The organism is Burkholderia sp. SIMBA_051 (assembly GCF_046534915.1).
In the GTDB taxonomy this organism is placed as follows: domain Bacteria; phylum Pseudomonadota; class Gammaproteobacteria; order Burkholderiales; family Burkholderiaceae; genus Burkholderia; species Burkholderia ambifaria.
On record NZ_JAWRXS010000015.1, the window covers coordinates 114,933 to 135,345 of the forward strand.

Annotated in this window: 27 protein-coding genes; 1 reads left to right on the top strand and 26 read right to left on the bottom strand. The window is 66.6% G+C overall.

Annotated elements, in window-relative coordinates:
* Positions 1–58 precede the first annotated feature (58 nt).
* A complete protein-coding gene (locus tag SB771_RS29880) occupies positions 59–805 on the bottom strand; it encodes a Nif3-like dinuclear metal center hexameric protein (RefSeq protein ID WP_011655806.1) in 747 nt (248 codons plus the stop codon).
* Positions 806–826: 21 nt separating this feature from the next.
* Here SB771_RS29880 and SB771_RS29885 point away from each other — a divergent pair, with 21 nt between their 5' ends.
* On the top strand, positions 827–2,032 hold the full coding sequence (locus tag SB771_RS29885; protein ID WP_006751792.1) for a Do family serine endopeptidase: 1,206 nt from the start codon (positions 827–829) through the stop codon (positions 2,030–2,032).
* 264 nt (positions 2,033–2,296) lie between these two features.
* Here SB771_RS29885 and tatC read toward each other — a convergent pair whose 3' ends face one another.
* The 25 genes from tatC to SB771_RS30010 form a co-directional block, all read right to left on the bottom strand.
* Complete coding sequence (gene tatC, locus SB771_RS29890; RefSeq protein WP_006751793.1) at positions 2,297–3,082, bottom strand: twin-arginine translocase subunit TatC; 786 nt, start codon at positions 3,080–3,082, stop codon at positions 2,297–2,299.
* Positions 3,083–3,123: 41 nt separating this feature from the next.
* Entirely contained in the window at positions 3,124–3,654 is a 531-nt protein-coding gene (gene tatB, locus SB771_RS29895; protein ID WP_006751794.1) for a Sec-independent protein translocase protein TatB, read from the bottom strand.
* Positions 3,655–3,680: 26 nt separating this feature from the next.
* A complete protein-coding gene (gene tatA, locus SB771_RS29900) occupies positions 3,681–3,911 on the bottom strand; it encodes a Sec-independent protein translocase subunit TatA (RefSeq protein WP_006751795.1) in 231 nt (76 codons plus the stop codon).
* Positions 3,912–4,004: 93 nt separating this feature from the next.
* Positions 4,005–4,370 (bottom strand): histidine triad nucleotide-binding protein, encoded by a 366-nt coding sequence (locus tag SB771_RS29905; RefSeq protein ID WP_105788609.1) that lies wholly within the window; start codon positions 4,368–4,370, stop codon positions 4,005–4,007.
* Positions 4,371–4,400: 30 nt separating this feature from the next.
* Positions 4,401–4,793: a DUF4870 family protein gene (locus tag SB771_RS29910; protein WP_011655805.1), complete on the bottom strand. Its 393-nt coding sequence runs from the start codon at positions 4,791–4,793 to the stop codon at positions 4,401–4,403.
* Between the two features lie 71 nt (positions 4,794–4,864).
* A complete protein-coding gene (locus tag SB771_RS29915; protein WP_006751798.1) occupies positions 4,865–5,230 on the bottom strand; it encodes a phosphoribosyl-ATP diphosphatase in 366 nt (121 codons plus the stop codon).
* Positions 5,227–5,643 (bottom strand): phosphoribosyl-AMP cyclohydrolase, encoded by a 417-nt coding sequence (hisI, locus tag SB771_RS29920; protein ID WP_006751799.1) that lies wholly within the window; start codon positions 5,641–5,643, stop codon positions 5,227–5,229. The genes SB771_RS29915 and hisI overlap by 4 nt, the downstream gene beginning before the upstream one ends.
* Positions 5,643–6,416: an imidazole glycerol phosphate synthase subunit HisF gene (gene hisF, locus SB771_RS29925; protein ID WP_012362933.1), complete on the bottom strand. Its 774-nt coding sequence runs from the start codon at positions 6,414–6,416 to the stop codon at positions 5,643–5,645. The genes hisI and hisF overlap by 1 nt, the downstream gene beginning before the upstream one ends.
* A gap of 106 nt (positions 6,417–6,522) precedes the next feature.
* Positions 6,523–7,278 carry a 1-(5-phosphoribosyl)-5-[(5-phosphoribosylamino)methylideneamino]imidazole-4-carboxamide isomerase gene (gene hisA / locus SB771_RS29930; RefSeq protein ID WP_006751801.1) on the bottom strand — a complete coding sequence of 252 codons (756 nt, stop codon included), beginning with the start codon at positions 7,276–7,278 and terminating at the stop codon, positions 6,523–6,525.
* A gap of 163 nt (positions 7,279–7,441) precedes the next feature.
* Positions 7,442–8,083: an imidazole glycerol phosphate synthase subunit HisH gene (gene hisH / locus SB771_RS29935; RefSeq protein ID WP_006757059.1), complete on the bottom strand. Its 642-nt coding sequence runs from the start codon at positions 8,081–8,083 to the stop codon at positions 7,442–7,444.
* Positions 8,080–8,700, bottom strand: a complete 621-nt coding sequence (locus SB771_RS29940) for a YchE family NAAT transporter (RefSeq protein ID WP_006751803.1) — start codon at positions 8,698–8,700, stop codon at positions 8,080–8,082. Before SB771_RS29940 ends, hisH begins: the two co-directional genes overlap by 4 nt.
* Positions 8,701–8,762: 62 nt before the next feature.
* Positions 8,763–9,350, bottom strand: coding sequence for an imidazoleglycerol-phosphate dehydratase HisB (gene hisB, locus SB771_RS29945; protein ID WP_175661895.1), 588 nt, complete (start codon positions 9,348–9,350; stop codon positions 8,763–8,765).
* A 65-nt stretch (positions 9,351–9,415) separates the two neighbouring features.
* A complete protein-coding gene (gene hisC / locus SB771_RS29950; RefSeq protein ID WP_165750775.1) occupies positions 9,416–10,489 on the bottom strand; it encodes a histidinol-phosphate transaminase in 1,074 nt (357 codons plus the stop codon).
* A gap of 121 nt (positions 10,490–10,610) precedes the next feature.
* Positions 10,611–11,927: a histidinol dehydrogenase gene (gene hisD / locus SB771_RS29955; protein ID WP_012362930.1), complete on the bottom strand. Its 1,317-nt coding sequence runs from the start codon at positions 11,925–11,927 to the stop codon at positions 10,611–10,613.
* Positions 11,928–11,951: 24 nt separating this feature from the next.
* On the bottom strand, positions 11,952–12,605 hold the full coding sequence (gene hisG / locus SB771_RS29960) for an ATP phosphoribosyltransferase (protein ID WP_006751807.1): 654 nt from the start codon (positions 12,603–12,605) through the stop codon (positions 11,952–11,954).
* Positions 12,602–13,951, bottom strand: a complete 1,350-nt coding sequence (gene murA / locus SB771_RS29965; protein ID WP_011655802.1) for a UDP-N-acetylglucosamine 1-carboxyvinyltransferase — start codon at positions 13,949–13,951, stop codon at positions 12,602–12,604. The genes hisG and murA overlap by 4 nt, the downstream gene beginning before the upstream one ends.
* A gap of 13 nt (positions 13,952–13,964) precedes the next feature.
* Complete coding sequence (locus SB771_RS29970) at positions 13,965–14,204, bottom strand: BolA family protein (protein WP_006477131.1); 240 nt, start codon at positions 14,202–14,204, stop codon at positions 13,965–13,967.
* Between the two features lie 53 nt (positions 14,205–14,257).
* Positions 14,258–15,103: an ABC transporter permease gene (locus SB771_RS29975; RefSeq protein WP_011655801.1), complete on the bottom strand. Its 846-nt coding sequence runs from the start codon at positions 15,101–15,103 to the stop codon at positions 14,258–14,260.
* The gene (locus SB771_RS29980; protein WP_012362928.1) at positions 15,100–16,026 is read right to left on the bottom strand and encodes an ABC transporter ATP-binding protein; all 927 of its coding nucleotides are present in this window, start codon (positions 16,024–16,026) and stop codon (positions 15,100–15,102) included. Before SB771_RS29980 ends, SB771_RS29975 begins: the two co-directional genes overlap by 4 nt.
* A gap of 192 nt (positions 16,027–16,218) precedes the next feature.
* Complete coding sequence (locus SB771_RS29985; protein WP_006751811.1) at positions 16,219–16,494, bottom strand: lipid asymmetry maintenance protein MlaB; 276 nt, start codon at positions 16,492–16,494, stop codon at positions 16,219–16,221.
* Positions 16,491–17,120, bottom strand: a complete 630-nt coding sequence (locus SB771_RS29990) for a phospholipid-binding protein MlaC (RefSeq protein WP_041489891.1) — start codon at positions 17,118–17,120, stop codon at positions 16,491–16,493. The genes SB771_RS29985 and SB771_RS29990 overlap by 4 nt, the downstream gene beginning before the upstream one ends.
* 110 nt (positions 17,121–17,230) lie before the next feature.
* Positions 17,231–18,196, bottom strand: coding sequence for a VacJ family lipoprotein (locus tag SB771_RS29995; RefSeq protein WP_011655798.1), 966 nt, complete (start codon positions 18,194–18,196; stop codon positions 17,231–17,233).
* Positions 18,197–18,227: 31 nt separating this feature from the next.
* The gene (mlaD, locus tag SB771_RS30000) at positions 18,228–18,797 is read right to left on the bottom strand and encodes an outer membrane lipid asymmetry maintenance protein MlaD (RefSeq protein WP_175661894.1); all 570 of its coding nucleotides are present in this window, start codon (positions 18,795–18,797) and stop codon (positions 18,228–18,230) included.
* 24 nt (positions 18,798–18,821) lie between these two features.
* Positions 18,822–19,589, bottom strand: coding sequence for a lipid asymmetry maintenance ABC transporter permease subunit MlaE (mlaE, locus tag SB771_RS30005; protein ID WP_011655796.1), 768 nt, complete (start codon positions 19,587–19,589; stop codon positions 18,822–18,824).
* The gene (locus tag SB771_RS30010; RefSeq protein ID WP_011655795.1) at positions 19,586–20,407 is read right to left on the bottom strand and encodes an ABC transporter ATP-binding protein; all 822 of its coding nucleotides are present in this window, start codon (positions 20,405–20,407) and stop codon (positions 19,586–19,588) included. Before SB771_RS30010 ends, mlaE begins: the two co-directional genes overlap by 4 nt.
* Positions 20,408–20,413 lie beyond the last annotated feature (6 nt).

The following is a 20,413-nucleotide window of genomic DNA, read 5'->3' on the forward strand; positions in this document are numbered from 1 at the left end:
TCACTTTTAAGCATCTGCTACATTGTGAAATTTGGATGCACTGCCGCAAATCCGTCGTTCAGACCGGATTATGAATATCGATAAAAAGGTGTTCGATATCGAATTCTTCGGACAAGTGGCGCCCCAGCGCCTGGATTCCGTAGCGTTCGGTGGCATGGTGCCCTGCCGCAACGAACGCGACGCCGCTCTCCGCGGCCGCGTGCGTGACGGATTCCGACACCTCGCCGGTCAGGAACACGTCGGCGCCGGCATCGATCGCGGCGTCGAAATAACTTTGCGCGGCGCCGGTGCACCACGCGATGCGGCGCAGCTGCATGTCCGCATCGCCGAGCACGAGCGGCGTGCGGCCGAGCGTGCGCTCGACCTTCGCGACGAAGTGCTCGAGCGTGACGGGCATCGGCAGCGTCGCCATCCAGCCGAGGTCGCCGTCGCCGAAACGCTGATCGCCGATCAGCCCGAGCTTCTGGCCGAGCTGCGCGTTGTTGCCGAGCTCGGGATGCGCGTCGAGCGGCAGGTGGAACGCGAACAGGTTCAGGTCGTTCGCGAGCAGCAGCTTCAGGCGCTGGTACTTGCGGCCCGTGATCTGCGGCGCCTCGTTGCGCCAGAAATAGCCGTGATGGACGAGCACCGCATCCGCCCCCCATTCGAGCGCGGCTTCGAGGAACGCGACCGACGCCGTCACGCCGGTGGCGATCTTCTCGATCTTGCGGCGCCCCTCGACCTGGAGGCCGTTCGGGCAATAGTCCTTGAAGCGCGCGGTTTCAAGGGTATTGTTCAAGTACAATTCAAGTTCGATCCGATCCATATAAACCTCTAATCCATTCAGATGCTTAGACGCTTCTGGCTGTTCTTCGCGCAGGCGGTGACCGTACTGCTCGCGCTGATGTTCATCGTCGTGACGCTCAAGCCGCAATGGCTGCAACGGCAAGGACAGCTCGGCAAGCAGCTCGCCACGCCGATCGTTGCGCTGCGGGAAGTGGCGCCGGGCATCGGCGGAGCGCCGGCGACCACGTCGTACGCGGAAGCCGCGCAAAAGGCGATGCCCGCCGTCGTCAACGTATTCTCCAGCAAGGACGGCTCGCTGCCGCCCGATCCGCGGGCGAAGGATCCGCTGTTCCGCTATTTCTTCGGCGACCGCAACGCACGCAAGCAGCAGGACGAACCGGCCGCCAACCTCGGCTCCGGCGTCATCGTGAGCCCTGAAGGTTACATTCTAACGAACCAGCACGTCGTGGACGGCGCCGACCAGATCGAAGTCGCGCTCGCCGATGGCCGCACGGCCACCGCGAAGGTGATCGGCAGCGACCCCGAGACCGATCTCGCCGTCCTGAAGATCAACATGACGAACCTGCCGACGATCACGCTCGGCCGTTCCGACCAGTCGCGGGTCGGCGACGTCGTCCTCGCGATCGGCAACCCGTTCGGCGTCGGCCAGACGGTCACGATGGGGATCATCAGCGCGCTCGGCCGCAATCACCTCGGCATCAACACCTTCGAGAACTTCATCCAGACCGACGCGCCGATCAACCCCGGCAACTCGGGCGGCGCGCTGGTCGACGTGAACGGCAACCTGCTCGGCATCAACACGGCGATCTATTCGCGCTCGGGCGGCTCGCTCGGCATCGGCTTCGCGATCCCCGTGTCGACGGCGCGCACCGTGCTCGAAAGCATCATCACGACGGGCTCGGTCACGCGCGGCTGGATCGGCGTCGAGCCGCAGGACGTCACGCCGGAAATCGCCGAGTCGTTCGGGCTCCAGCAGAAGACGGGCGCGATCGTCGCGGGCGTGCTGCAGGGCGGGCCGGCCGACAAGGCCGGCATCAAGCCGGGCGACATCCTCGTGAGCGTGAACGGCGACGAAATCACCGACACCACAAAGCTGCTGAACACCGTCGCGCAGATCAAGCCGGGCACGTCGACCAAGGTGCACGTCGTGCGCAAGGGCAAGGAGTTCGACGTGAACGTCGTGATCGGCAAGCGCCCGCCGCCACCGAAGCAAGCGCTCGACGAACAGGACAGCGACAGCGAGTGACATCCAGCGGGCGGCGCGTCTGCGCCGCTTGCACGCAGCAGCCGGAAACGAAAAACCCCCAAGCGCTGGAATGATGTCCAACGCTTGGGGGTCAACTCGATTCGGCTGCCCTTCCGCTTTGCCACGAAACGCCTTCGTCGCGGCGAAGCCCTGTTCTTGCCCTCATCACCGGCCCTTCCAGCCGCTCGCCCGGCTGCGATGTCGCTGGCCGAAAGGCCGCATCGACGGCGGCCAGCATGCCGGCCACCGCGCACCCTTTCCTGCTCAACTGGCGGCGCCGTTCTCCGGCTCGGGTTCTTCCGTCGTCGGCTTCGGCACGAAGAACCGCGCGGCCAGCAGCCCGACCTCGAACAGCACGATGAGCGGCAGCGCGAGCATCAGCTGCGAGAACACGTCCGGCGGCGTGACGACCGCCGCGACGACGAACGCGCCGACGATCACGTACGGCCGCATCTCCTTCAGCTTCTTCAGCGTCAGCACGCCCATCCGCACAAGCAGCACGACGATGATCGGCACCTCGAACGTGACCCCGAATGCGATGAACATCCCGAGCACGAAGCTCAGGTAGTTGTCGATGTCAGTCGACATCTCCGCGCCGAGCGGCGCGTTGTAGTGCGCCATCACACGGAAGATCGTCGGGAACACGAGGAAGTACGCGAACGCCATCCCGCACAGGAACAGGAAGTAGCTGCTGCCGACGAGCGGCATGACGAGCTTCTTCTCGTGCTGGTACAGGCCCGGCGCGACGAACGCCCAGATCTGGTACAGCACGATCGGCAACGCGATCACGAGCGCGACGAGCATCGTGACCTTCATCGGCACGAAGAACGAGCCGGTGACGTCGGTCACGATCATCCTGCCGCCCTTCGGCAGGTTTTCCATCAGCGGCCGCGCGAGCAGCCGGAAGATGTCGGGCGCCCAGTACACGAGCCCGAGGAACACGACGATCACGGCCAGCCCCGCGCGAATGATGCGATCGCGAAGCTCGACGAGATGGGAAATGAAGGTTTCTTCCGGGGCGTCGCCCGGGTTCTGCTGGGGGTCGCTCACACCGGCCCTCGGTAGGATTGACGAGCGAGCATGCGCTCGACTCAGAGAAAGCGCGTCGGCCGGCGCAGGCTGGCCGGCTGGTGGCGCGCGACACGCGCGGCGCCCGACTGCACGTGCGTGCGGCGGGTGGTCGCGCGCTTGTACCAGACAGGCATCGCCGCCTGCTTCACACGCCAGTTGCGACGCTTGCGCGCGAGCGCGGCCGTACTGCCGCGCCACGACGGCGCCGCGGGGGTGTCGGAGCCGTACGTGCCGGCATCGACCGAGCCTTCGTTAAGACCGCCGACCGCGGAATGCCACGTGTCGTTCAGTTCCTTCTCGTGCTCGCGCAGGTTGTCGTGAATCGTTGTCTCGACGTTGCGCGCGGCCGACTCGAAATCGGTCTTCATCGTCCGCAGCGCGTCGAGTTCGATTTCGCGCGAGACCTCGGACTTCACGTCGTTGATGTACCGCTGCGCGCGGCCAAATAATGCGCCGGCCGTACGCGCGACGCGCGGCAGGCGCTCGGGGCCGAGCACCACGAGCGCGACGACGCCGATCAGCGCCATCTTCGAAAGACCGAGATCCAGCATCGCGTATGCCTGTCAGCTTGCCGGCGTTACGCCTTGTTCGAGTCGGAACGCGTCGTTTCCTTCGCGTTGACGTCGACCGTGCCCGTGCGCGGCAGTTGCTGCGCATCCGCCGGCGTCTCGCCTTCCTTCATGCCGTCCTTGAAGCCCTTCACGGCGCTGCCGAGGTCGTTGCCGATGTTGCGCAGCTTCTTCGTACCGAAAACCAGCGCGACGATCAGCAGCACGATCAGCCAGTGCCAAATGCTCAATCCACCCATGATGAAACCTCTCCTCAACCATGCCGCGTGGCGGCGCAAATCGCCGGCGGCACGCCGGCTTCGACTATCGATGCGGGGAAACGCCCCGCTACGTCAACCCATCCGCAGCCACGGGCGCGGACCGGCCAGGATATGCGCGTGCAGGTGGTAGACCTCCTGCCCGCCGCCGGGGCCCGTGTTGATCACCGTGCGAAAACCGGTTTCGCCGCCCGTGTAGGCCACCCCGAGCTGGTCGGCCAGACGCGCGACGAGCAGCATCAGCCGGCCGAGCATCGGCGCATCGGCTTCGCTCGCCGCCGACAGCGTCGGCAGGTGCAGGCGCGGAATCACCAGCACGTGCGTCTCGGCCGCCGGGCGGATGTCGCGAAACGCGACGAATTCGTCGTCCTCGTGCACCTTCTCGCTCGGGATCTCGCCCGCCGCGATCTTGCAGAACAGGCAATTCGGATCGTGACTCATGTTGCTCCTGCGAAACGCCCCGCGCGCCGGTCAGAACCAGGCCTGCGGATCGAGCGTCTTGTTGTCGTTCAGGTACAGCCAACCCTTGATGATACGGTACAGCGTCCAGATCCACGTGACAAACATGATCACGAATCCCACCACCACGAACATCAGCGCGAAGCCGATCACGTAGGCGATCAGCGCGCGCCAGAACGTGCGGATCTGCCACTCGAAATGATCGGCGTACTGCGTGCCGGCCACGTCGTCGCGCTTCACGTAGTTGATGATGATCGCGATGATGCCGGTCACGCCGCCCGTCAGCCAATGAATCGCGTAGAGGCCGTACAGCACGTGCGTCAGCGTGCGCAAGCCCTTCAACCGCTCGGCATCCGCTGCGCCCGGCAGCGACGGCGTCGGAAACTCGCTCGGCGTATCGGTCATGATGCTACCCCCGTTAGATGACAATTCTTACAGCTTACCGCACTGTTGCCGGCGCGGCAGGCTGCGAGCCGTCACCCGCCGTTTTCCTCGCGCTCGCGGCGCTTGCGCAGCGCCTTTTCCTCGATGCCCGACAGCCCTTCGCGGCGCTCGAGCTCGCCGATCACGTCGGCCGGGCTCAGGTCGAAATGCGACAGCATCACGAGGCAGTGGAACCACAGATCGGCCACTTCGCCGACCAGCGCCGTCGGCGCGCCGCCCTGACGCACGTCCTTCGCGGCCAGCACGACTTCGGTCGCTTCTTCGCCGATCTTCTTCAGCACCGCGTCGTCGCCCTTGTGAAACAGGCGCGATACGTACGATTGATCGGGGTCGCCGCCCTTGCGGCTATCGATCACGGCCGCGAGGCGCAGCAGCGTGTCTTCGGTCGATTGCGTCATTTGTAGATGTGTTCGGGGTCTTTCAGCACCGGATCGACCGCGACCCAGTCGCCGCCGTCCACCGTGCCTTCGAATTTCTGGAAGAAGCACGAATGCCGGCCGGTGTGGCATGCGATGCCCGACACCTGCTCGACCTTCAGCAGCACGACGTCCTCGTCGCAGTCGAGCCGCACCTCGTGCACGTGCTGCACGTGGCCCGACTCCTCGCCCTTGAACCACAGGCGCTTGCGCGAACGCGAATAATAAACCGCGCGCTGCGTTTCGATCGTCTTCGCGAGCGCCTCGCGATTCATCCACGCGAACATCAGCACGTCGTTCGTCGACGCTTCCTGCGCGATCACCGGCACGAGGCCGTTGTCGTCCCAGCGGACCTTGTCGAGCCACGCGGGCAGCGCTTTCGTTTCCGTATTCATCACAACCTCACCGGAATGCCCTGATCGGACATGAAGCGCTTCGCCTCGCCGACCGTGTGCTCGCCGTAGTGGAAGATGCTGGCGGCCAGCACCGCATCGGCGCGGCCGTCCTTGATGCCGTCGGCCAGATGCTGCAGCGAGCCGACACCGCCCGACGCAATCACCGGCACCGGCACCGCGTCCGACACGCCGCGCGTGAGCGCGAGGTCGAAGCCCGACTTCGTGCCGTCGCGGTCCATGCTCGTGAGCAGGATCTCGCCCGCGCCGAGCTCGGCCATCCTGCGCGCCCATTCGATCGCGTCGAGACCCGTGTTCTTGCGGCCGCCGTGCGTGAACACTTCCCAGCGCGGCGTCTCGCCGTCGGCCGACACGCGCTTCGCGTCGATCGCGACGACGATGCACTGCGAGCCGTATTTATCGGCCGCGTCGCGCACGAGCTGCGGATTCGCGACCGCCGACGAATTCATGCTGACCTTGTCCGCGCCCGCGTTCAACAGGCGCCGCACGTCCTCGACGGCGCGCACGCCGCCGCCGACGGTCAGCGGAATGAACACCTGCGACGCGACGGCTTCGATGATCGGCAGGATCAGGTCGCGCTGGTCGGAGGTCGCGGTGATGTCGAGGAACGTCAGTTCGTCGGCGCCCTGGTCGTCATAGCGGCGGGCGATTTCGACGGGGTCGCCGGCATCGCGCAGCTCGACGAAATTGACGCCCTTGACGACGCGCCCGGCGGTCACGTCCAGGCAGGGGATGATGCGTTTAGCTAGAGCCATGATGTTGCGCCAAAGGCCGCGATGGGACGGCCGGTTACGGAAGCCTCGCGCGAGGCTTCCGGTCGGGGCCGCCCGCAGGCAGCCCCGGCGAACGGGACAACCGCGCTTACGCGTTGTCGAGTTCGCCGTTCAGTTCGTCCGCGCGCTTTTGCGCGGCCGCGAAATCGAGATCGCCGGAGTAGATCGCACGGCCGCAGATCACGCCTTCGACGCCGTGCTCTTCCACTTCGCACAGGCTGTCGATGTCCGCGAGGTTCGACAGGCCGCCGCTGGCGATCACCGGAATACCGACCGCCTGAGCGAGCTTCACGGTCGCCTCGATGTTGATGCCCTGCAGCATCCCGTCGCGGCCGATGTCGGTGTAGACGATCGATTCGACGCCGTAGTCCTCGAACTTCAGCGCGAGATCGATCACTTCGTGGCCCGTCAGCTTGCTCCAGCCGTCGGTCGCGACCTTGCCGTCCTTCGCATCGAGGCCGACGATGATGTTGCCCGCGAACGCGGTGCACGCATCCCGCAGGAAGCCCGGGTCCTTCACGGCCGCCGTGCCGATGATCACGTAGGACAGGCCGGCGTCGAGATACTTCTCGACCGTCTCGAGGCTGCGGATGCCGCCGCCGAGCTGTACGGGGATTTCGTCGCCGACTTCGTCGAGGATCGCTTCGATCGCATCGAGGTTCTTCGGCTTGCCGGCGAATGCGCCGTTCAGGTCGACCAGATGCAGCCGCCGGGCGCCGAGATCGACCCACTTGCGGGCCATCGCCGCCGGGTCCTCGGAGAAAATCGTGGCCTGGTCCATATCGCCCTGTTTGAGGCGCACACACTGACCGTCTTTGAGATCGATGGCCGGAATCAGCAGCATAGCAATCGGGTGTCGTCGTGGAAGAAGAAAAGAATCCGGCGCGCACCGGTCGATCCGGTACCGCGCCGCCTCGCTAGTTTAGTACAACTCTTTCGGCGCTTTCGTGTGCGTGCATCGTGCGACAGGCCGTTCCGGCCCGCCGACTGTGGCACGCACGCGACGCTCACGGCTTCCAGTGTACGAAGTTGCGATACAGACGCAACCCGACTTCCGCGCTTTTCTCGGGGTGGAATTGGGTCGCGAAGAGATTGTCCCGCGCGACCGCGGACGTAAACGGCGCGCCGTATGCCGTTTCGCCGACCGTGTGTGCCGGGTTGTCCGGCCTCACGTAATAGCTGTGTACGAAGTAAAAGTATGCGTCGTCGGGCACGCCGTCCCACAGCGGGTGCGGCTGCGACTGGCGCACGCGGTTCCAGCCCATCTGCGGCACCTTGAAGCGCGAACCGTCATCCTGCAGCCGGCCGTCGAGCTCGAAGCGCACGACCTTGCCGGGCAACAGGCCCAGGCCCTTCGTGTCGCCTTCCGCGCTCCAGTCGAACAGCATCTGCTCGCCGACGCACACGCCGAGCAGCGGCTTCGTGCGCGAGGCCTCGATCACCGCGTCCTGCAGCCCCGATTCGCCGAGGCAGCGCATGCAGTCAGGCATCGCGCCCTGGCCGGGCAGCACGACGCGGTCGGCCGCGCGAATCGCGGCCGGCGTGTCGACGATCGCCACGTCGGCGGCCGGTTCGGCCTTCTTGAGCGCCTGCGCGACCGAGCGCAGGTTGCCCATCCCATAATCCACAATCGCAATCGAAGTTTTCATCTCAGTGCAGGCAGTAGCGCCCTCAGTCCGTTGACGATGAATTCCACCGCCAGCGCCGACAGCATCAGACCCATCAGCCGCGTGGCGATGTTGATGCCGGTGCGGCCGATCCAGTTCGCGATCGGCTCGGCGAGCCGCATCGCGACGAAACACAGAAAAGCCAGGGCCGCGCCGATCGCGACCAGCCCGGCCCGCTCATACCAGTGATGCGAGTTCGCCGCATAGATGATCACCGTGCTGATCGAGCCGGGGCCCGTGAGCAGCGGAATCGCCAGCGGCACGACCGCGATGTTGTCCTTCGACTCGGCCTCGTAGCGCTCCTCCGGCGTCGATCGCGTGTTGCCGATCTGCGCGTTCAGCATGTTGATCGCCATCAGCAGCATGATGATCCCGCCGCCCACTTCGAGCGAGCCGACCGAAATGCCGAAGAAGTCGATGATCTGCTGCCCGAGCAGCGTCGTCACCGTCATCACGCAGAACACCGACACCGACGCGATCCGGATCGTGCGGCGCCGCTCGCCGTCCGTTTGCTGCGCGGTCAGGCTCAGGAAGAACGGCACCGCGCCGACCGGGTTGATCAGCGCCAGCAGCGAAATGAACGATTTGAGCAGATCCATCGCAAGCCGGCGCGTCGCGCCGAAGCCGTGAGGTTGTCCTGGGCGTGCGCCCGTCCGGAAGGTTAGAGGCTGCCCTTCGTCGACGGAATCTGCCCCGCCGCGCGCTCGTCGAGCTCCACCGCCGCACGCAGCGCCCGGCCGAAGGCCTTGAACACCGTTTCGAGCTGATGGTGCGCGTTGATCCCGCGCAGGTTGTCGATATGCAGCGTGACGCCCGCGTGGTTCACGAACCCGCGGAAGAATTCGATCGACAGGTCGACGTCGAACGTACCGATGCGCGCACGCGTGAACGGCACGTGGAATTCGAGACCCGGCCGGCCCGAGAAGTCGATCACGACGCGCGACAGCGCCTCGTCGAGCGGCACGTACGAATTGCCGTAGCGGCGAATGCCCTTCTTGTCGCCGATCGCCTTCGCGACGGCCTGGCCGAGCGTGATACCGACGTCCTCGACCGTGTGGTGGTCGTCGATATGCGTATCGCCATGCGCTTCGACCTCGAGATCGATCAGACCATGGCGCGCGATCTGATCGAGCATATGGTCGAGAAACGGCACGCCGGTGGCCAGCTTCTGCCGGCCCGTACCGTCGAGATCGAGCTTCACACGGATCTGCGTTTCGCTGGTATTGCGAACGACTTCCGCCACACGCATGGCAATTCCTTGATTGAGTCTGATGTAAATGGGGATTGATCGTCGCGCGCCGCCGCGCCCTGGGCTCAACCGGGCAGCGCGAGTTTCAAGGCAGCCAGCAGGCGTGCGTTTTCGTCGGGAGAACCGACGGTCAGCCGCACGCATTCGGCCAGCAACGGATGCATTTTACTCACGTTTTTGATCAGCACCCGCTCGGTGAGCAGTGCATCGAACACCGCCGCGGCGTCCGGCACGCGCACCAGCAGGAAATTGCCGGCGCTCGGGAACACCGTCGTGCCCGGCAGTGCGGCCACGGCCTGCGCGAGGCGCGTGCGTTCCGCACGCAGTTCGGCCGCCTGCGCATCGAGCACGTCGAGGTGATCGAGCAGGAAATCGGCGCTCGCCTGGGTCAGCACGTTGATGTTGTACGGCGGGCGCACCTTGTCGAACTCGGTCAGCCAGGTGGGCAGCCCGGCGAGATAGCCCAGGCGGATGCCGGCCAGGCCGAGCTTCGACACCGTGCGCATCACGACGACGTTGTCGAACTCGGCGGCGCGCGGCAGCCACGAGCGTTCCGCGAACGGCTGATACGCCTCGTCGATCACGATCAGGCTGTGTTGCGCGGCCGCGATGATCCGCTCGACGTCGGCTTCGTCGTACAGCGTGCCGGTCGGGTTGTTCGGGTACGCGAGATAGACGAGCGCGGGCCGGTGCTCGGCGATCGCCGCGATCATCGCGTCGGCGTCGAGCGTCAGGTCGCCCTTGAGCGGCACGCCGACGAATTCGAGCTGCGCGAACTTCGCGGACAGCTCGTACATCACGAAGCCCGGCACCGGCGCGAGTACCTTCGCGCCCGGCTTCGCGCAGGCCACCGACATCATGCTGATGATTTCGTCCGAGCCGTTGCCGAGCAGCACGTCGCACGCGGCCGGCACGCCCATCGCGCGGCGCAGCTTGTCGAGCAGCGCGCCCGGGCGCGGCGCCGGGTAGCGGTTCAGCGCGACCTGCGCAAGGCGCTCGCCGAGCGCGGCCGCGAGCGGCGCGGGCAGCGAATACGGATTCTCCATCGCGTCGAGCTTCACGAAGCCGCTCGCGTCGGGCACCGGGTAGCTCGTCATCGCGAGCACGTCGCGGCGGATGATGTCTTGGGGCGTCGTCATGGTCTCAAGCCGGCGTGCTTCGCGCCGGCGTCAAATGGTCTCGGCACGGCGGCGGCTGCCGCCCTGCGCAGGGTCTCCTCGTCGACCGCGGCCGGTGCGTCGGCACCGGCTGCGGCGCGTGTCACCCCTTCATCCGCAGCTCGGCGCTGCGCGCGTGCGCCTGCAGCCCTTCGCCGTACGCGAGCTCGGAGGCGATTTCACCCAGCGTCTGCGCCCCTTCGGCGCTGACTTCGATCAGGCTCGAGCGCTTGATGAAGTCGTACACGCCGAGCGGCGACGAGAAGCGCGCGGTGCGCGAGGTCGGCAGCACGTGGTTCGGGCCCGCGCAGTAGTCGCCGAGGCTTTCGCTCGTGTAGCGGCCGAGGAAGATCGCGCCGGCGTGGCGGATCTGCTGGCCCCATTGCTGCGGCTCCAGCGCGGAAATCTCGAGGTGCTCGGGCGCGATGTCGTTCGCGATCCGGCACGCTTCGGCCATGTCGCGCACCTTGATCAGCGCGCCGCGGCCTTCGAGCGACGCACGGATCACCTCGCGGCGCGGCATCGTCGGCAGCAGCTCGTCGATTGCCTTCTCGACGCGCTCGAGGAACGCGGCGTCCGGGCACAGCAGGATCGACTGCGCGAGCTCGTCGTGTTCGGCCTGCGAGAACAGGTCCATCGCGACCCAGCTCGGATCGGTCGTGCCGTCGCACAGCACGAGGATTTCCGACGGGCCGGCGATCATGTCGATGCCGACCGTGCCGAACACGCGGCGCTTCGCCGATGCGACGTACGCATTGCCCGGCCCGCAAATCTTGTCGACCGCCGGCACCGTGGCCGTGCCGTACGCGAGCGCGCCGACCGCCTGCGCGCCGCCGATCGTGAACACGCGATCGACGCCGCCGAGTAGCGCCGCGGCGAGCACGAGGTCGTTCTTCACGCCGTCCGGGGTCGGCACGACCATCACGATCTCGCCGACGCCCGCAACCCGCGCGGGAATCGCGTTCATCAGCACCGACGACGGATAGGCGGCCTTGCCGCCCGGCACGTACAGGCCGACGCGGTCGAGCGGCGTGACCTTCTGGCCGAGTACCGTGCCGTCGCTTTCCGTGTACTGCCAGCTATGCGTGCCGCACTCGATCTTCTGCTTCTCGTGGTACGCACGCACGCGTGCGGCGGCCGCTTCCAGCGCCGCGCGCGCCTTCGGCGCGAGGCCGTCGAGCGCCGTCTGCAGCGCGTCCTGCGGCAGTTCGAGCGCGGCGACGCTGCTCGCGTCCAGCCGGTCGAAACGGTTCGTGTACTCGAGCACCGCGGCGTCGCCGCGCGACTTCACGTCGGCGAGGATCTTCGCGACCGATTGCTCGATCGCCTCGTCCTCGCTCGCCTCGAACGCGAGCAGCGCGCGCAGCGCGGCGCCGAAGCCGTCGCTCGTCGAATCGAGTTTGCGGATGGTGATGGCCATGGGAGTTCCGTTACGGTGATGCGCTCAATTGCCATTCTGCGACGCGCGTTCGAACGCGTCGAGAATCGGCTTGAGCGCCGCGCGCTTCAACTTCAGCGCAGCCTGGTTCACGACGAGGCGCGACGAGATCGCCATGATCTCCTCGACCTCGACCAGATTGTTCGCCTTCAGCGTGCCGCCCGAGCTGACGAGGTCGACGATCGCGTCGGCCAGCCCGACCAGCGGCGCCAGCTCCATCGAGCCGTACAGCTTGATCAGGTCGACGTGCACGCCCTTCGCGGCGAAGTGTTCGCGTGCCGTTTCGACGTACTTGGTCGCGACCCGCAGGCGCGCACCCTGGCGCACCGCGTTCGCGTAGTCGAAGCCGGCCGGCACGGCCACCGACATCCGGCAGCGTGCAATGTTCAGATCGATCGGCTGGTACAGGCCCGAGCCGCCGTGCTCGACCAGCACGTCCTTGCCGGCCACGCCGAAATCGGCCGCGCCGTATTCGACATAGGTCGGCACGTCGCTCGCGCGCACGATGATCACGCGCAGGTTCGGATCGGTCGTCGGCAGGATCAGCTTGCGCGACGTTTCCGGATCCTCGGCCACCTGCACGCCGGCGGCAGCCAGCAGCGGCAGGGTTTCCTCGAAAATCCGGCCCTTCGACAGGGCGAGGGTCAGCGGCGCGGTCATGCTTGGCTCCCGGAGAGGCGGCGCACGTTCGCGCCGACGGCGGTCAGTTTGGTTTCCATGCGGTCGTAGCCGCGGTCCAGGTGATAGATGCGGTCGACGAGCGTTTCGCCTTCGGCGCGCAGGCCGGCGATCACGAGGCTCGCCGATGCACGCAGGTCGGTCGCCATCACGTTCGCGCCGGACAGCTTGTCGACGCCCGTCACGAGCGCCGTGTTGCCGTCGATCGTGATGTTCGCGCCGAGCCGGTTCAGCTCCTGCACGTGCATGAAGCGGTTCTCGAAGATGGTCTCGACGATCTGCGCGGTGCCCGTCGCGACCGAATTGAGGGCCATGAACTGCGCCTGCATGTCGGTCGGGAACGCCGGGTATTCCGACGTGCGGATCGTCACCGCCGACGGGCGGCGGTCCATCCGCACGCGCAGCCAGCTGTCGCCTTCCTCGATCGACACGCCGGCCTCGCGCAGCTTGTCGATCACCGCGTCGAGGATGTGCGGGCGCACGCCCGTCAGCAGCACGTCGCCGCCGGCCGCCGCGACCGCGCACAGGAACGTGCCGGCCTCGATGCGGTCGGGAATCACCGAATGGCGCGCGCCGTGCAGCCGCTCGACGCCCTGGATCACCAGGCGATCGGTGCCGATGCCGGAGATTTTCGCGCCCATCGCGACCAGAAGGTGTGCGAGATCGCTCACTTCCGGCTCGCGCGCCGCGTTTTCGATCACCGTCTCGCCGTCGGCCAGCGTCGCGGCCATCAGCAGGTTTTCCGTCCCCGTCACCGTGATCATGTCGGTCACGATGCGCGCGCCCTTCAGGCGCTTCGCGCGCGCTTCGATGAAGCCGTGCTCGATGCTGATCTCGGCGCCCATCGCCTGCAGGCCCTTGATGTGCTGGTCGACCGGACGCGCGCCGATCGCGCAGCCGCCCGGCAGCGACACCTTCGCCTCGCCGAAGCGCGCGAGCAGCGGCCCGAGCACGAGAATCGACGCGCGCATCGTCTTGACGAGCTCGTACGGCGCGACGAGGTTGTCGACGCGCGACGCGTCGAGCTGCACGCGGCAGCCGTCCGTTTCGCTCTTCACGCCCATCTGGTTCAGCACCTTCAGCGTGGTGCGCACGTCCTTCAGGTTCGGCACGTTGTCGAGTTCGACCGGCTCGGCGCTGAGCAGCCCCGCGCACAGGATCGGCAGCGCGGCATTCTTCGCGCCCGACACGACGATCTCGCCCGAGAGCCGGCGACCGCCTTCGACCACCAGCTTGTCCATCCCGTGTCCCTGCGATTCCCCGTTGGCGGCCGGGTGTGCCGTGGCGACGCTCTGGACGGCGTCGCGCTCGTTGACGGTGACTTGCACTCAGTGGTTCCGGTTATGCGTTCTGCCATTCGGCGGGCGTCAGCGTCTTCATGCTGAGCGCGTGAATTTCCTGTTTCATGCGATCGCCGAGCGCCGCATAGACGAGCTGGTGCCGCTGGATCGGCCGCTTGCCTTCGAAGGCCGCCGACACGATCGTCGCGAAGAAATGCTGGCCGTCGCCTTCGACTTCCAGATGAGTGCAGGCGAGACCGCCGGCGATGTATTGCTTGACCTGTTCGGGAGTCGGCAACATGAGGGGGCTCCTGTCGGCGCGCGCCGCCCGTGGGCGGCCGCTGCCTGTCGATATCAATGACGCAGTTTGTAGCCGGTCGCGAGCAGCCGCATCGCGAAGATCGCGAGCAGCACGAAGAAACCGGTGACGATCGCGAGGCTCGCGAGCGGGTTGATGTCGGACGCGCCGAAGAACCCGTAACGGAAGCCGTCGATCATGTAGAAAAACGGGTTGAGACGCGAGATCTCGCGCCACACGGGCGGCAGCGAGTGCGTCGAATAGAACACGCCGGACAGGAACGTCAGCGGCATGATCAGGAAGTTCTGGAACGCGGCGAGCTGGTCGAACTTCTCGGCCCAGATCCCGGCAATCAGCCCCAGCGTGCCGAGGATCGCCGAGCCGAGCAGCGCGAATGCGATGATGAACAACGGCGCCGCGAAATGCATCGGGACAAACCAGATCGTCACGACGAACACGCCCGCGCCGACCGCGAGGCCGCGCACGACGGACGCGAGCACGTACGCGCCGAAGATGTCGCGGTACGACAGCGGCGGCAGCAGCATGAACACGAGGTTGCCGGTGATCTTCGACTGGATCAGCGATGACGAGCTGTTCGCGAACGCGTTCTGCAGCACGCTCATCATCACGAGGCCGGGCACGAGAAAGCTCACGTACTCGACGCCCGGATACACCTCGACGCGGCCCGACAGCGCGTGGCCGAAGATCGTCAGATACAGCAGCGCCGTCACGATCGGCGCGCACACCGTCTGGAACGACACCTTCCAGAACCGCAGCAGTTCCTTGTAGAACAGCGTGCGAAACCCGCTGCCCGCCACCACGGCGGGCTCGGGCGTTTGCAGGGAACGGGGCGGTCGCGCCTCGCCGGGCGAACGCAGTTCGCGTGTGGGTTGTTGGTTCATGCCAGCCCCTCGATCACCTCGGCCCCGTTCATCACCTGGACGAACACGTCTTCGAGGTCGGCCTTGCGGACCTCGATCTCGTCGAACGTGCAGCCCGCCGCGCGACACTGCGCGAGGATGCGCTCGACATCGTCGTAGTTCGTCAGACGCAGCAGATGCTCGCCCGGCGCGCGCGCGGCCGGATCGGTCTCCAGCCCTCGCAGCTCGGCGGGCAGCGCGCCCGTCGCGAGCCGCAGGTACAGCTGCAGCCCCGCGAAGCGGCGCAGCAGCGCGTCGGTGCGGTCGAGCGCGACGACTTCACCGCGACGCAGCATCGCGATGCGGTCGCACAGCGACTCGGCTTCCTCGAGGTAATGGGTAGTCAGGACGATCGTGTGGCCCTCGCGGTTCAGCCGCGAGATGAATTTCCACAGCGTCTGGCGCAGTTCGACGTCGACGCCGGCGGTCGGCTCGTCGAGCACGATCACGGGCGGCCGATGCACGAGCGCCTGCGCAACCAGCACGCGGCGCTTCATCCCGCCCGACAGCGCGCGCATGTTCGCGTCGGCCTTCTCGGTGAGGTCGAGATTGGCCATCACTTCGTCGATCCAGTCGTCGTTGCGGCGCAGCCCGAAATAGCCGGACTGGATCCGCAGCGTCTCGCGAACGGTGAAGAACGGGTCGAACACGAGCTCCTGCGGCACGACGCCGAGCGCGCGGCGCGCACCGCGGAAGTCCTTGACGACGTCGTGGCCGAGCACGGAGATACTGCCTTCATCGGCCCGGGCGAGCCCGGCGAGGATACTGATGAGCGTGGTCTTGCCTGCGCCGTTCGGGCCGAGCAGACCGAAAAACTCGCCTTCCTCGACCGACAGGCTGACGCCCTTGAGCGCCTGAAGCGATTTGTAGCGCTTCTTGACGTGACGGATTTCTATGGCTGACATGACTGTGCGCGACGCAAGGGCCGCGACGCCTATTCTGTGCTTGCTGCGGATGAAAATGGGGGCCGGACGCCGATTGGCTGCCCCGCAAAACGCTTGATTATAGGGCAAACCGGCTGGAGAGGCCGGCGCTGAAGGCGCGCGGCCTGAAGCGTGCGCGCGCCGGCTGGCGCGGCAGGCTTCGATCGGACAGGGTCAATGTCGCCCGGTGCCTTCGATGAGCGCGTCGACGCCGTAGGCGTTCGCGAGGCTGGCGAGCTTCGGGGGGAGATTGAGGATGTCGAGGGTCGCGCCGCGGGCTTTCGCGGCGCGTTGCCATGCGAGCAGCACGGCGAGCGCGGACGAGTCGAACTGCGTCAGCGCCGCGCAATCGACGGCGGTGGCGCCCGCGTCGATGCGCGCGAGACCGTCCGCGAGCGCGGACTTCGCGCTCGCGACGGTCAGCGAGGAGCCGGCCGCGAAGCCGCTCACGAAGCTTGCTTGCCCGCGGCAAGTTCCTGGTTGCGCTGCGTCAGGAACTTGATCAGGCCGTCCACGCCGCTTTGCTGGATCTTCTCGTTGAACTGCTGCTGGTACGTCTGGATCAGCCACGCGCCGAGCACGTTCAGGTCATACACCTTCCAGCCGTTGGACGTTTTGTACAGGCGATAGTCGATCTGGACCGGCTGGCCGTTGTTCAGCGCGACCGTCTTCACGACGACGTCGGTGTCGGCCGGATCGGCGCGGAACGGCGGGTACTGGATTTGTTGATCCGGCTTCAGCTGCGCGAGCGCGCCCGAATACGTGCGGATCAGCAGCAGCTTGAACTGCTCCTGAACCTGCTGCTGCTGCTCGGCCGACGCCGCGCGCCAGTTGCGGCCCATCGCGAGCTGCGTGGTGCGACGGAAATCCGTGTACGGCAGGATGTCCTTGTTGACGATCGTGATGATGCGGTTGGTGTCGCCCTGCTTGATCGTCTGCTGCTTGACCTCGTCGAGCACCTGCTGGGTCGCCGTCTTGATCAGCGCCTGCGGGTTCGACTGGTCGACTTGCGCGTGAGCTGCGCTGCCGAACGAGAACAGCGCCGCGAAAACGGGAATCAGGAACAGTTTTTTCATCATAGTGACCTGCATGAAGAGTCGATGCGGAGGTTGGAGCCGGTAGCTTACGCGCAAGTTCGCGAACGCTACCGACTGAATCGTTTCCGGCTGTAACGAATGTAAATGGGTCAGTGCAGCCGGATGCTCGGGAAGCGGAACCCGCCCGGCGACGGCGGCGCCACCTGCATCGCCGGCACGTTCGTTTCGCTGGCCGGGTTCGGCGCTTCGGGCGTACCCGACGCCGGTGCGGGCACCGCCGCGCCCGATGCGCCTGCCGGCGCCGTCGCGCCACCCACCGCCGCCGCGCCCGCCGTACCGGCCGCGCCGGCTGCCGCCGGTGCCGCGCCGTCGTCCGGCAGCTCGTACTTCGGCAGCGCGTCGTTGCTCGACGTCGCGGCGGCCTCGCCGCGCGCGTTGCTGATCAGCATCTGGCGGCGCTGCAGGTACGCGTTACGGACGAACGAGTACTTGTCGAGCGCCGCGGCATCCAGCACGTCGCCCGCGCCGAGCAGGTTCGCACGCGTATTGACGAGGTTCACGCCGAACAGGCCCCAGCTCAGGCCGTCCGGCTTCACGTAGGTGAGCGGGTTGCCGACGTAGTCGACGCCGAGGCCCGCCGTGTCGCGCAGCGTGCTCGGGCCGAGCAGCGGCAGCACGAGGTACGGGCCCGACGGCATGCCGTAGCGGCCCATCGTGATCCCGAAGTCGGCCGTGTGCTTCGGCAGTTTCGCGATCGTCGCGACGTCGAACAGGCCGCCGACGCCGAACACCGTGTTGATCACGACGCGCATGATGTCGCCGACGCCGTCCGCGATCCGCAGCTGCACGATGTTGTTCGCCGCGATGTAGACGTCGCCGATGTTCGAGAAGAAGTTCGTCACGCTGTCGCGCACCGGCTGCGGCACCACGTACTGGTAGCCCTTCGCGACCGGCTTCAGCGCATACGTGTCGACCGTGTCGTTGAACTTGTACATCGACCGGTTGAAACCTTCGAGCGGATCGCCCTTGGTCGGCGTCTGTACGGTCGCGCAACCGCTCAACGCGGCGACTGCCGCCACTGCGAGCGCGGCGTGCCTGATGCGGATCGTCTGCATGGTCATTCCCTCTTGTCTTTCTCTCGTGTGGTTATTGGGCGGCCGAGCCGGCCACCACGGACGCCGGCACCGCGACCGGTGCGGGCGCGGCCGGCGCTGCCGGTGCAGCCGATGCGCCGGATGCCGGCTTCGCGCCGCCCGCGTCGGCCGCCTTGCTGTACAGGAACTGGCCGATCAGATTCTCGAGCACGATCGCCGACTGCGTCATCGTGATCGTATCGCCCGACTTCAGCATTTCGGTGTCACCGCCCGGATCGAGGCCGATGTACTGCTCGCCGAGCAGGCCGGACGTCAGGATCTTCGCCGACGAATCCTTCGGGAACGGGTATTGGCCGTCGACGTCGATCGTCACGAGCGCCTGATACGTATTGCTGTCGAAGCCGATCGCCTTCACGCGGCCGACCACGACGCCGGCGCTCTTCACGGCCGCGCGCGGCTTCAGCCCGCCGATATTGTCGAATTTCATCCGCACCGAGTAGGTCGGCTGAAAGGACAGCGAGCTCATGTTGCCGACCTTGAGCGCCAGGAACAGCACCGCAAGGAAGCCCACCACCACGAACAGGCCGACCCAGAAGTCGAGAGCAGTCTTTTTCATCGTCATCCCAAAATTTGGCTTGGCTGAGGCTTAGCTGAACATCAGCGCGGTCAGCAGGAAATCGAGGCCGAGTACGGCGAGCGACGCGAATACGACCGTCTTGGTCGTCGCGCGCGACACGCCCTCGGGCGTGGGCTTCGCTTCATACCCTTGAAACAGTGCAATGAAGGTCACGGCGAACCCGAACACGATGCTCTTGATCACGCCGTTGCCGACGTCGGCCCACACCTGGACCCCGCCCTGCATCTGCGACCAGAACGCGCCCGGATCGACGCCGATCAGCACGACGCCGACGAAATACCCGCCGAGCACGCCGACCGCGTTGAAGATCGCGGCGAGCAGCGGCATCGCGATGATGCCGGCCCACAGGCGCGGCGCGATCACCGTCTTGATCGGGTCGACGGCCATCATCTCGAGCGCGGTGAGCTGCTCGCCGGCCTTCATCAGGCCGATCTCGGCCGTGAGCGACGTGCCCGCGCGGCCGGCGAACAGCAGCGCGGTCACGACCGGGCCGAGCTCGCGCACGAGCGACAGCGCGACCAGCAGGCCGAGCGCCTGCTCGGACCCGTAGCGGTTCAGCGTGTAGTAGCCCTGCAGACCGAGCACGAAGCCGACGAACAGGCCCGACACGGCAATGATCACGAACGAATAGTTGCCGAGGAAGTGGATCTGCTTCGTGACGAGCCGCGGCCGGCGCAGCAGCGGGAAGAATTCCAGCACGAGGCGCACGAACAGCCGCGTGCCGTAGCCCGCGCGCTCGAGGCCGCCGATGACGTAACGTCCGATCGCGCTGATCATGCGCGCCCTCCGCCGAGCCCGAAATCCGCTGCCAGCGGCGGGCTCGTGTAATGAAATTTGAACGGGCCGTCCGGCGCGCCGTCGATGAACTGCCGCACGCTCGGCTCGGTGGACGCGCGCAGCTCGGCGGGCGTCCCCTGCGCGAGCACGCCGCCGTTGGCCAGAAAATACACGTAATCGGCGATCGCGAAGGATTCCGGCACATCGTGCGTGACGAGGATCGACGTCGCGCCGAGCGCCTGGTTCAGCGTGCGGATCAGGTTCGCGGTGATGCCGAGCGAGATCGGATCGAGGCCCGCGAACGGCTCGTCGTACATGATGAGCTGCGGATCGAGCGCGATCGCGCGCGCGAGCGCGATACGGCGCGCCATCCCGCCCGACACCTCGGACGGCATCAAGTCGCGCGCGCCGCGCAGCCCGACCGCGTTGAGCTTCATCAGCACGAGGTCGCGGACCAGGTCTTCGGGCAGGTCGGTGTGTTCGCGCAGCGCGAACGCGACGTTCTCGAACACCGACATGTCGGTGAACAGCGCGCCGAACTGAAACAGCATGCCCATCTTGCGGCGCAGCGCGTACAGGCCGTCGCGCGTCTGCGCGCCGACGTCGGCGCCGTCGAACAGCACCTGGCCGCGGCTTGCACGCACCAGGCCGCCGATCAGGCGCAGCACGGTCGTCTTGCCGCAGCCCGACCCGCCCATGACAGCGACGACCTGGCCGCGCCCGAAGCGCAGGTTCAGGTTCGACAGGACGAGGCGCTCGCCATAGCCAAAGTCGACGTCGCGAAGTTCCAGCAGAGTCTCGGTAGGAGTGGGGCTCACGGAGCG

What these genes read in the sequence shown, in the direction of transcription:
- SB771_RS29970 (WP_006477131.1), bottom strand. Translation starts at nt 14,204, where the DNA reads ATGTTGCCGACTCCCGAACAGGTCAAGCAATACATCGCCGGCGGTCTC.
- hisA (WP_006751801.1), bottom strand. Translation starts at nt 7,278, where the DNA reads ATGCTGCTGATTCCGGCCATCGATCTCAAAGACGGTCAGTGTGTGCGC.
- SB771_RS29975 (WP_011655801.1), bottom strand. Translation starts at nt 15,103, where the DNA reads ATGAACCAACAACCCACACGCGAACTGCGTTCGCCCGGCGAGGCGCGA.
- SB771_RS29915 (WP_006751798.1), bottom strand. Translation starts at nt 5,230, where the DNA reads ATGACGCAATCGACCGAAGACACGCTGCTGCGCCTCGCGGCCGTGATC.
- SB771_RS29990 (WP_041489891.1), bottom strand. Translation starts at nt 17,120, where the DNA reads ATGAAAAAACTGTTCCTGATTCCCGTTTTCGCGGCGCTGTTCTCGTTC.
- mlaE (WP_011655796.1), bottom strand. Translation starts at nt 19,589, where the DNA reads ATGATCAGCGCGATCGGACGTTACGTCATCGGCGGCCTCGAGCGCGCG.
- SB771_RS29880 (WP_011655806.1), bottom strand. Translation starts at nt 805, where the DNA reads ATGGATCGGATCGAACTTGAATTGTACTTGAACAATACCCTTGAAACC.
- SB771_RS29980 (WP_012362928.1), bottom strand. Translation starts at nt 16,026, where the DNA reads ATGTCAGCCATAGAAATCCGTCACGTCAAGAAGCGCTACAAATCGCTT.
- SB771_RS29905 (WP_105788609.1), bottom strand. Translation starts at nt 4,370, where the DNA reads ATGAGTCACGATCCGAATTGCCTGTTCTGCAAGATCGCGGCGGGCGAG.
- SB771_RS29940 (WP_006751803.1), bottom strand. Translation starts at nt 8,700, where the DNA reads ATGGATCTGCTCAAATCGTTCATTTCGCTGCTGGCGCTGATCAACCCG.
- SB771_RS29995 (WP_011655798.1), bottom strand. Translation starts at nt 18,196, where the DNA reads ATGCAGACGATCCGCATCAGGCACGCCGCGCTCGCAGTGGCGGCAGTC.
- hisH (WP_006757059.1), bottom strand. Translation starts at nt 8,083, where the DNA reads ATGAAAACTTCGATTGCGATTGTGGATTATGGGATGGGCAACCTGCGC.
- SB771_RS29885 (WP_006751792.1), top strand. Translation starts at nt 827, where the DNA reads ATGCTTAGACGCTTCTGGCTGTTCTTCGCGCAGGCGGTGACCGTACTG.
- tatA (WP_006751795.1), bottom strand. Translation starts at nt 3,911, where the DNA reads ATGGGTGGATTGAGCATTTGGCACTGGCTGATCGTGCTGCTGATCGTC.
- hisF (WP_012362933.1), bottom strand. Translation starts at nt 6,416, where the DNA reads ATGGCTCTAGCTAAACGCATCATCCCCTGCCTGGACGTGACCGCCGGG.
- hisI (WP_006751799.1), bottom strand. Translation starts at nt 5,643, where the DNA reads ATGAATACGGAAACGAAAGCGCTGCCCGCGTGGCTCGACAAGGTCCGC.
- hisG (WP_006751807.1), bottom strand. Translation starts at nt 12,605, where the DNA reads ATGACCGCGCCGCTGACCCTCGCCCTGTCGAAGGGCCGGATTTTCGAG.
- tatB (WP_006751794.1), bottom strand. Translation starts at nt 3,654, where the DNA reads ATGCTGGATCTCGGTCTTTCGAAGATGGCGCTGATCGGCGTCGTCGCG.
- hisC (WP_165750775.1), bottom strand. Translation starts at nt 10,489, where the DNA reads ATGACGACGCCCCAAGACATCATCCGCCGCGACGTGCTCGCGATGACG.
- SB771_RS29910 (WP_011655805.1), bottom strand. Translation starts at nt 4,793, where the DNA reads ATGACCGATACGCCGAGCGAGTTTCCGACGCCGTCGCTGCCGGGCGCA.
- hisB (WP_175661895.1), bottom strand. Translation starts at nt 9,350, where the DNA reads ATGCGTGTGGCGGAAGTCGTTCGCAATACCAGCGAAACGCAGATCCGT.
- mlaD (WP_175661894.1), bottom strand. Translation starts at nt 18,797, where the DNA reads ATGACGATGAAAAAGACTGCTCTCGACTTCTGGGTCGGCCTGTTCGTG.
- hisD (WP_012362930.1), bottom strand. Translation starts at nt 11,927, where the DNA reads ATGGCCATCACCATCCGCAAACTCGATTCGACGAGCGACGGCTTCGGC.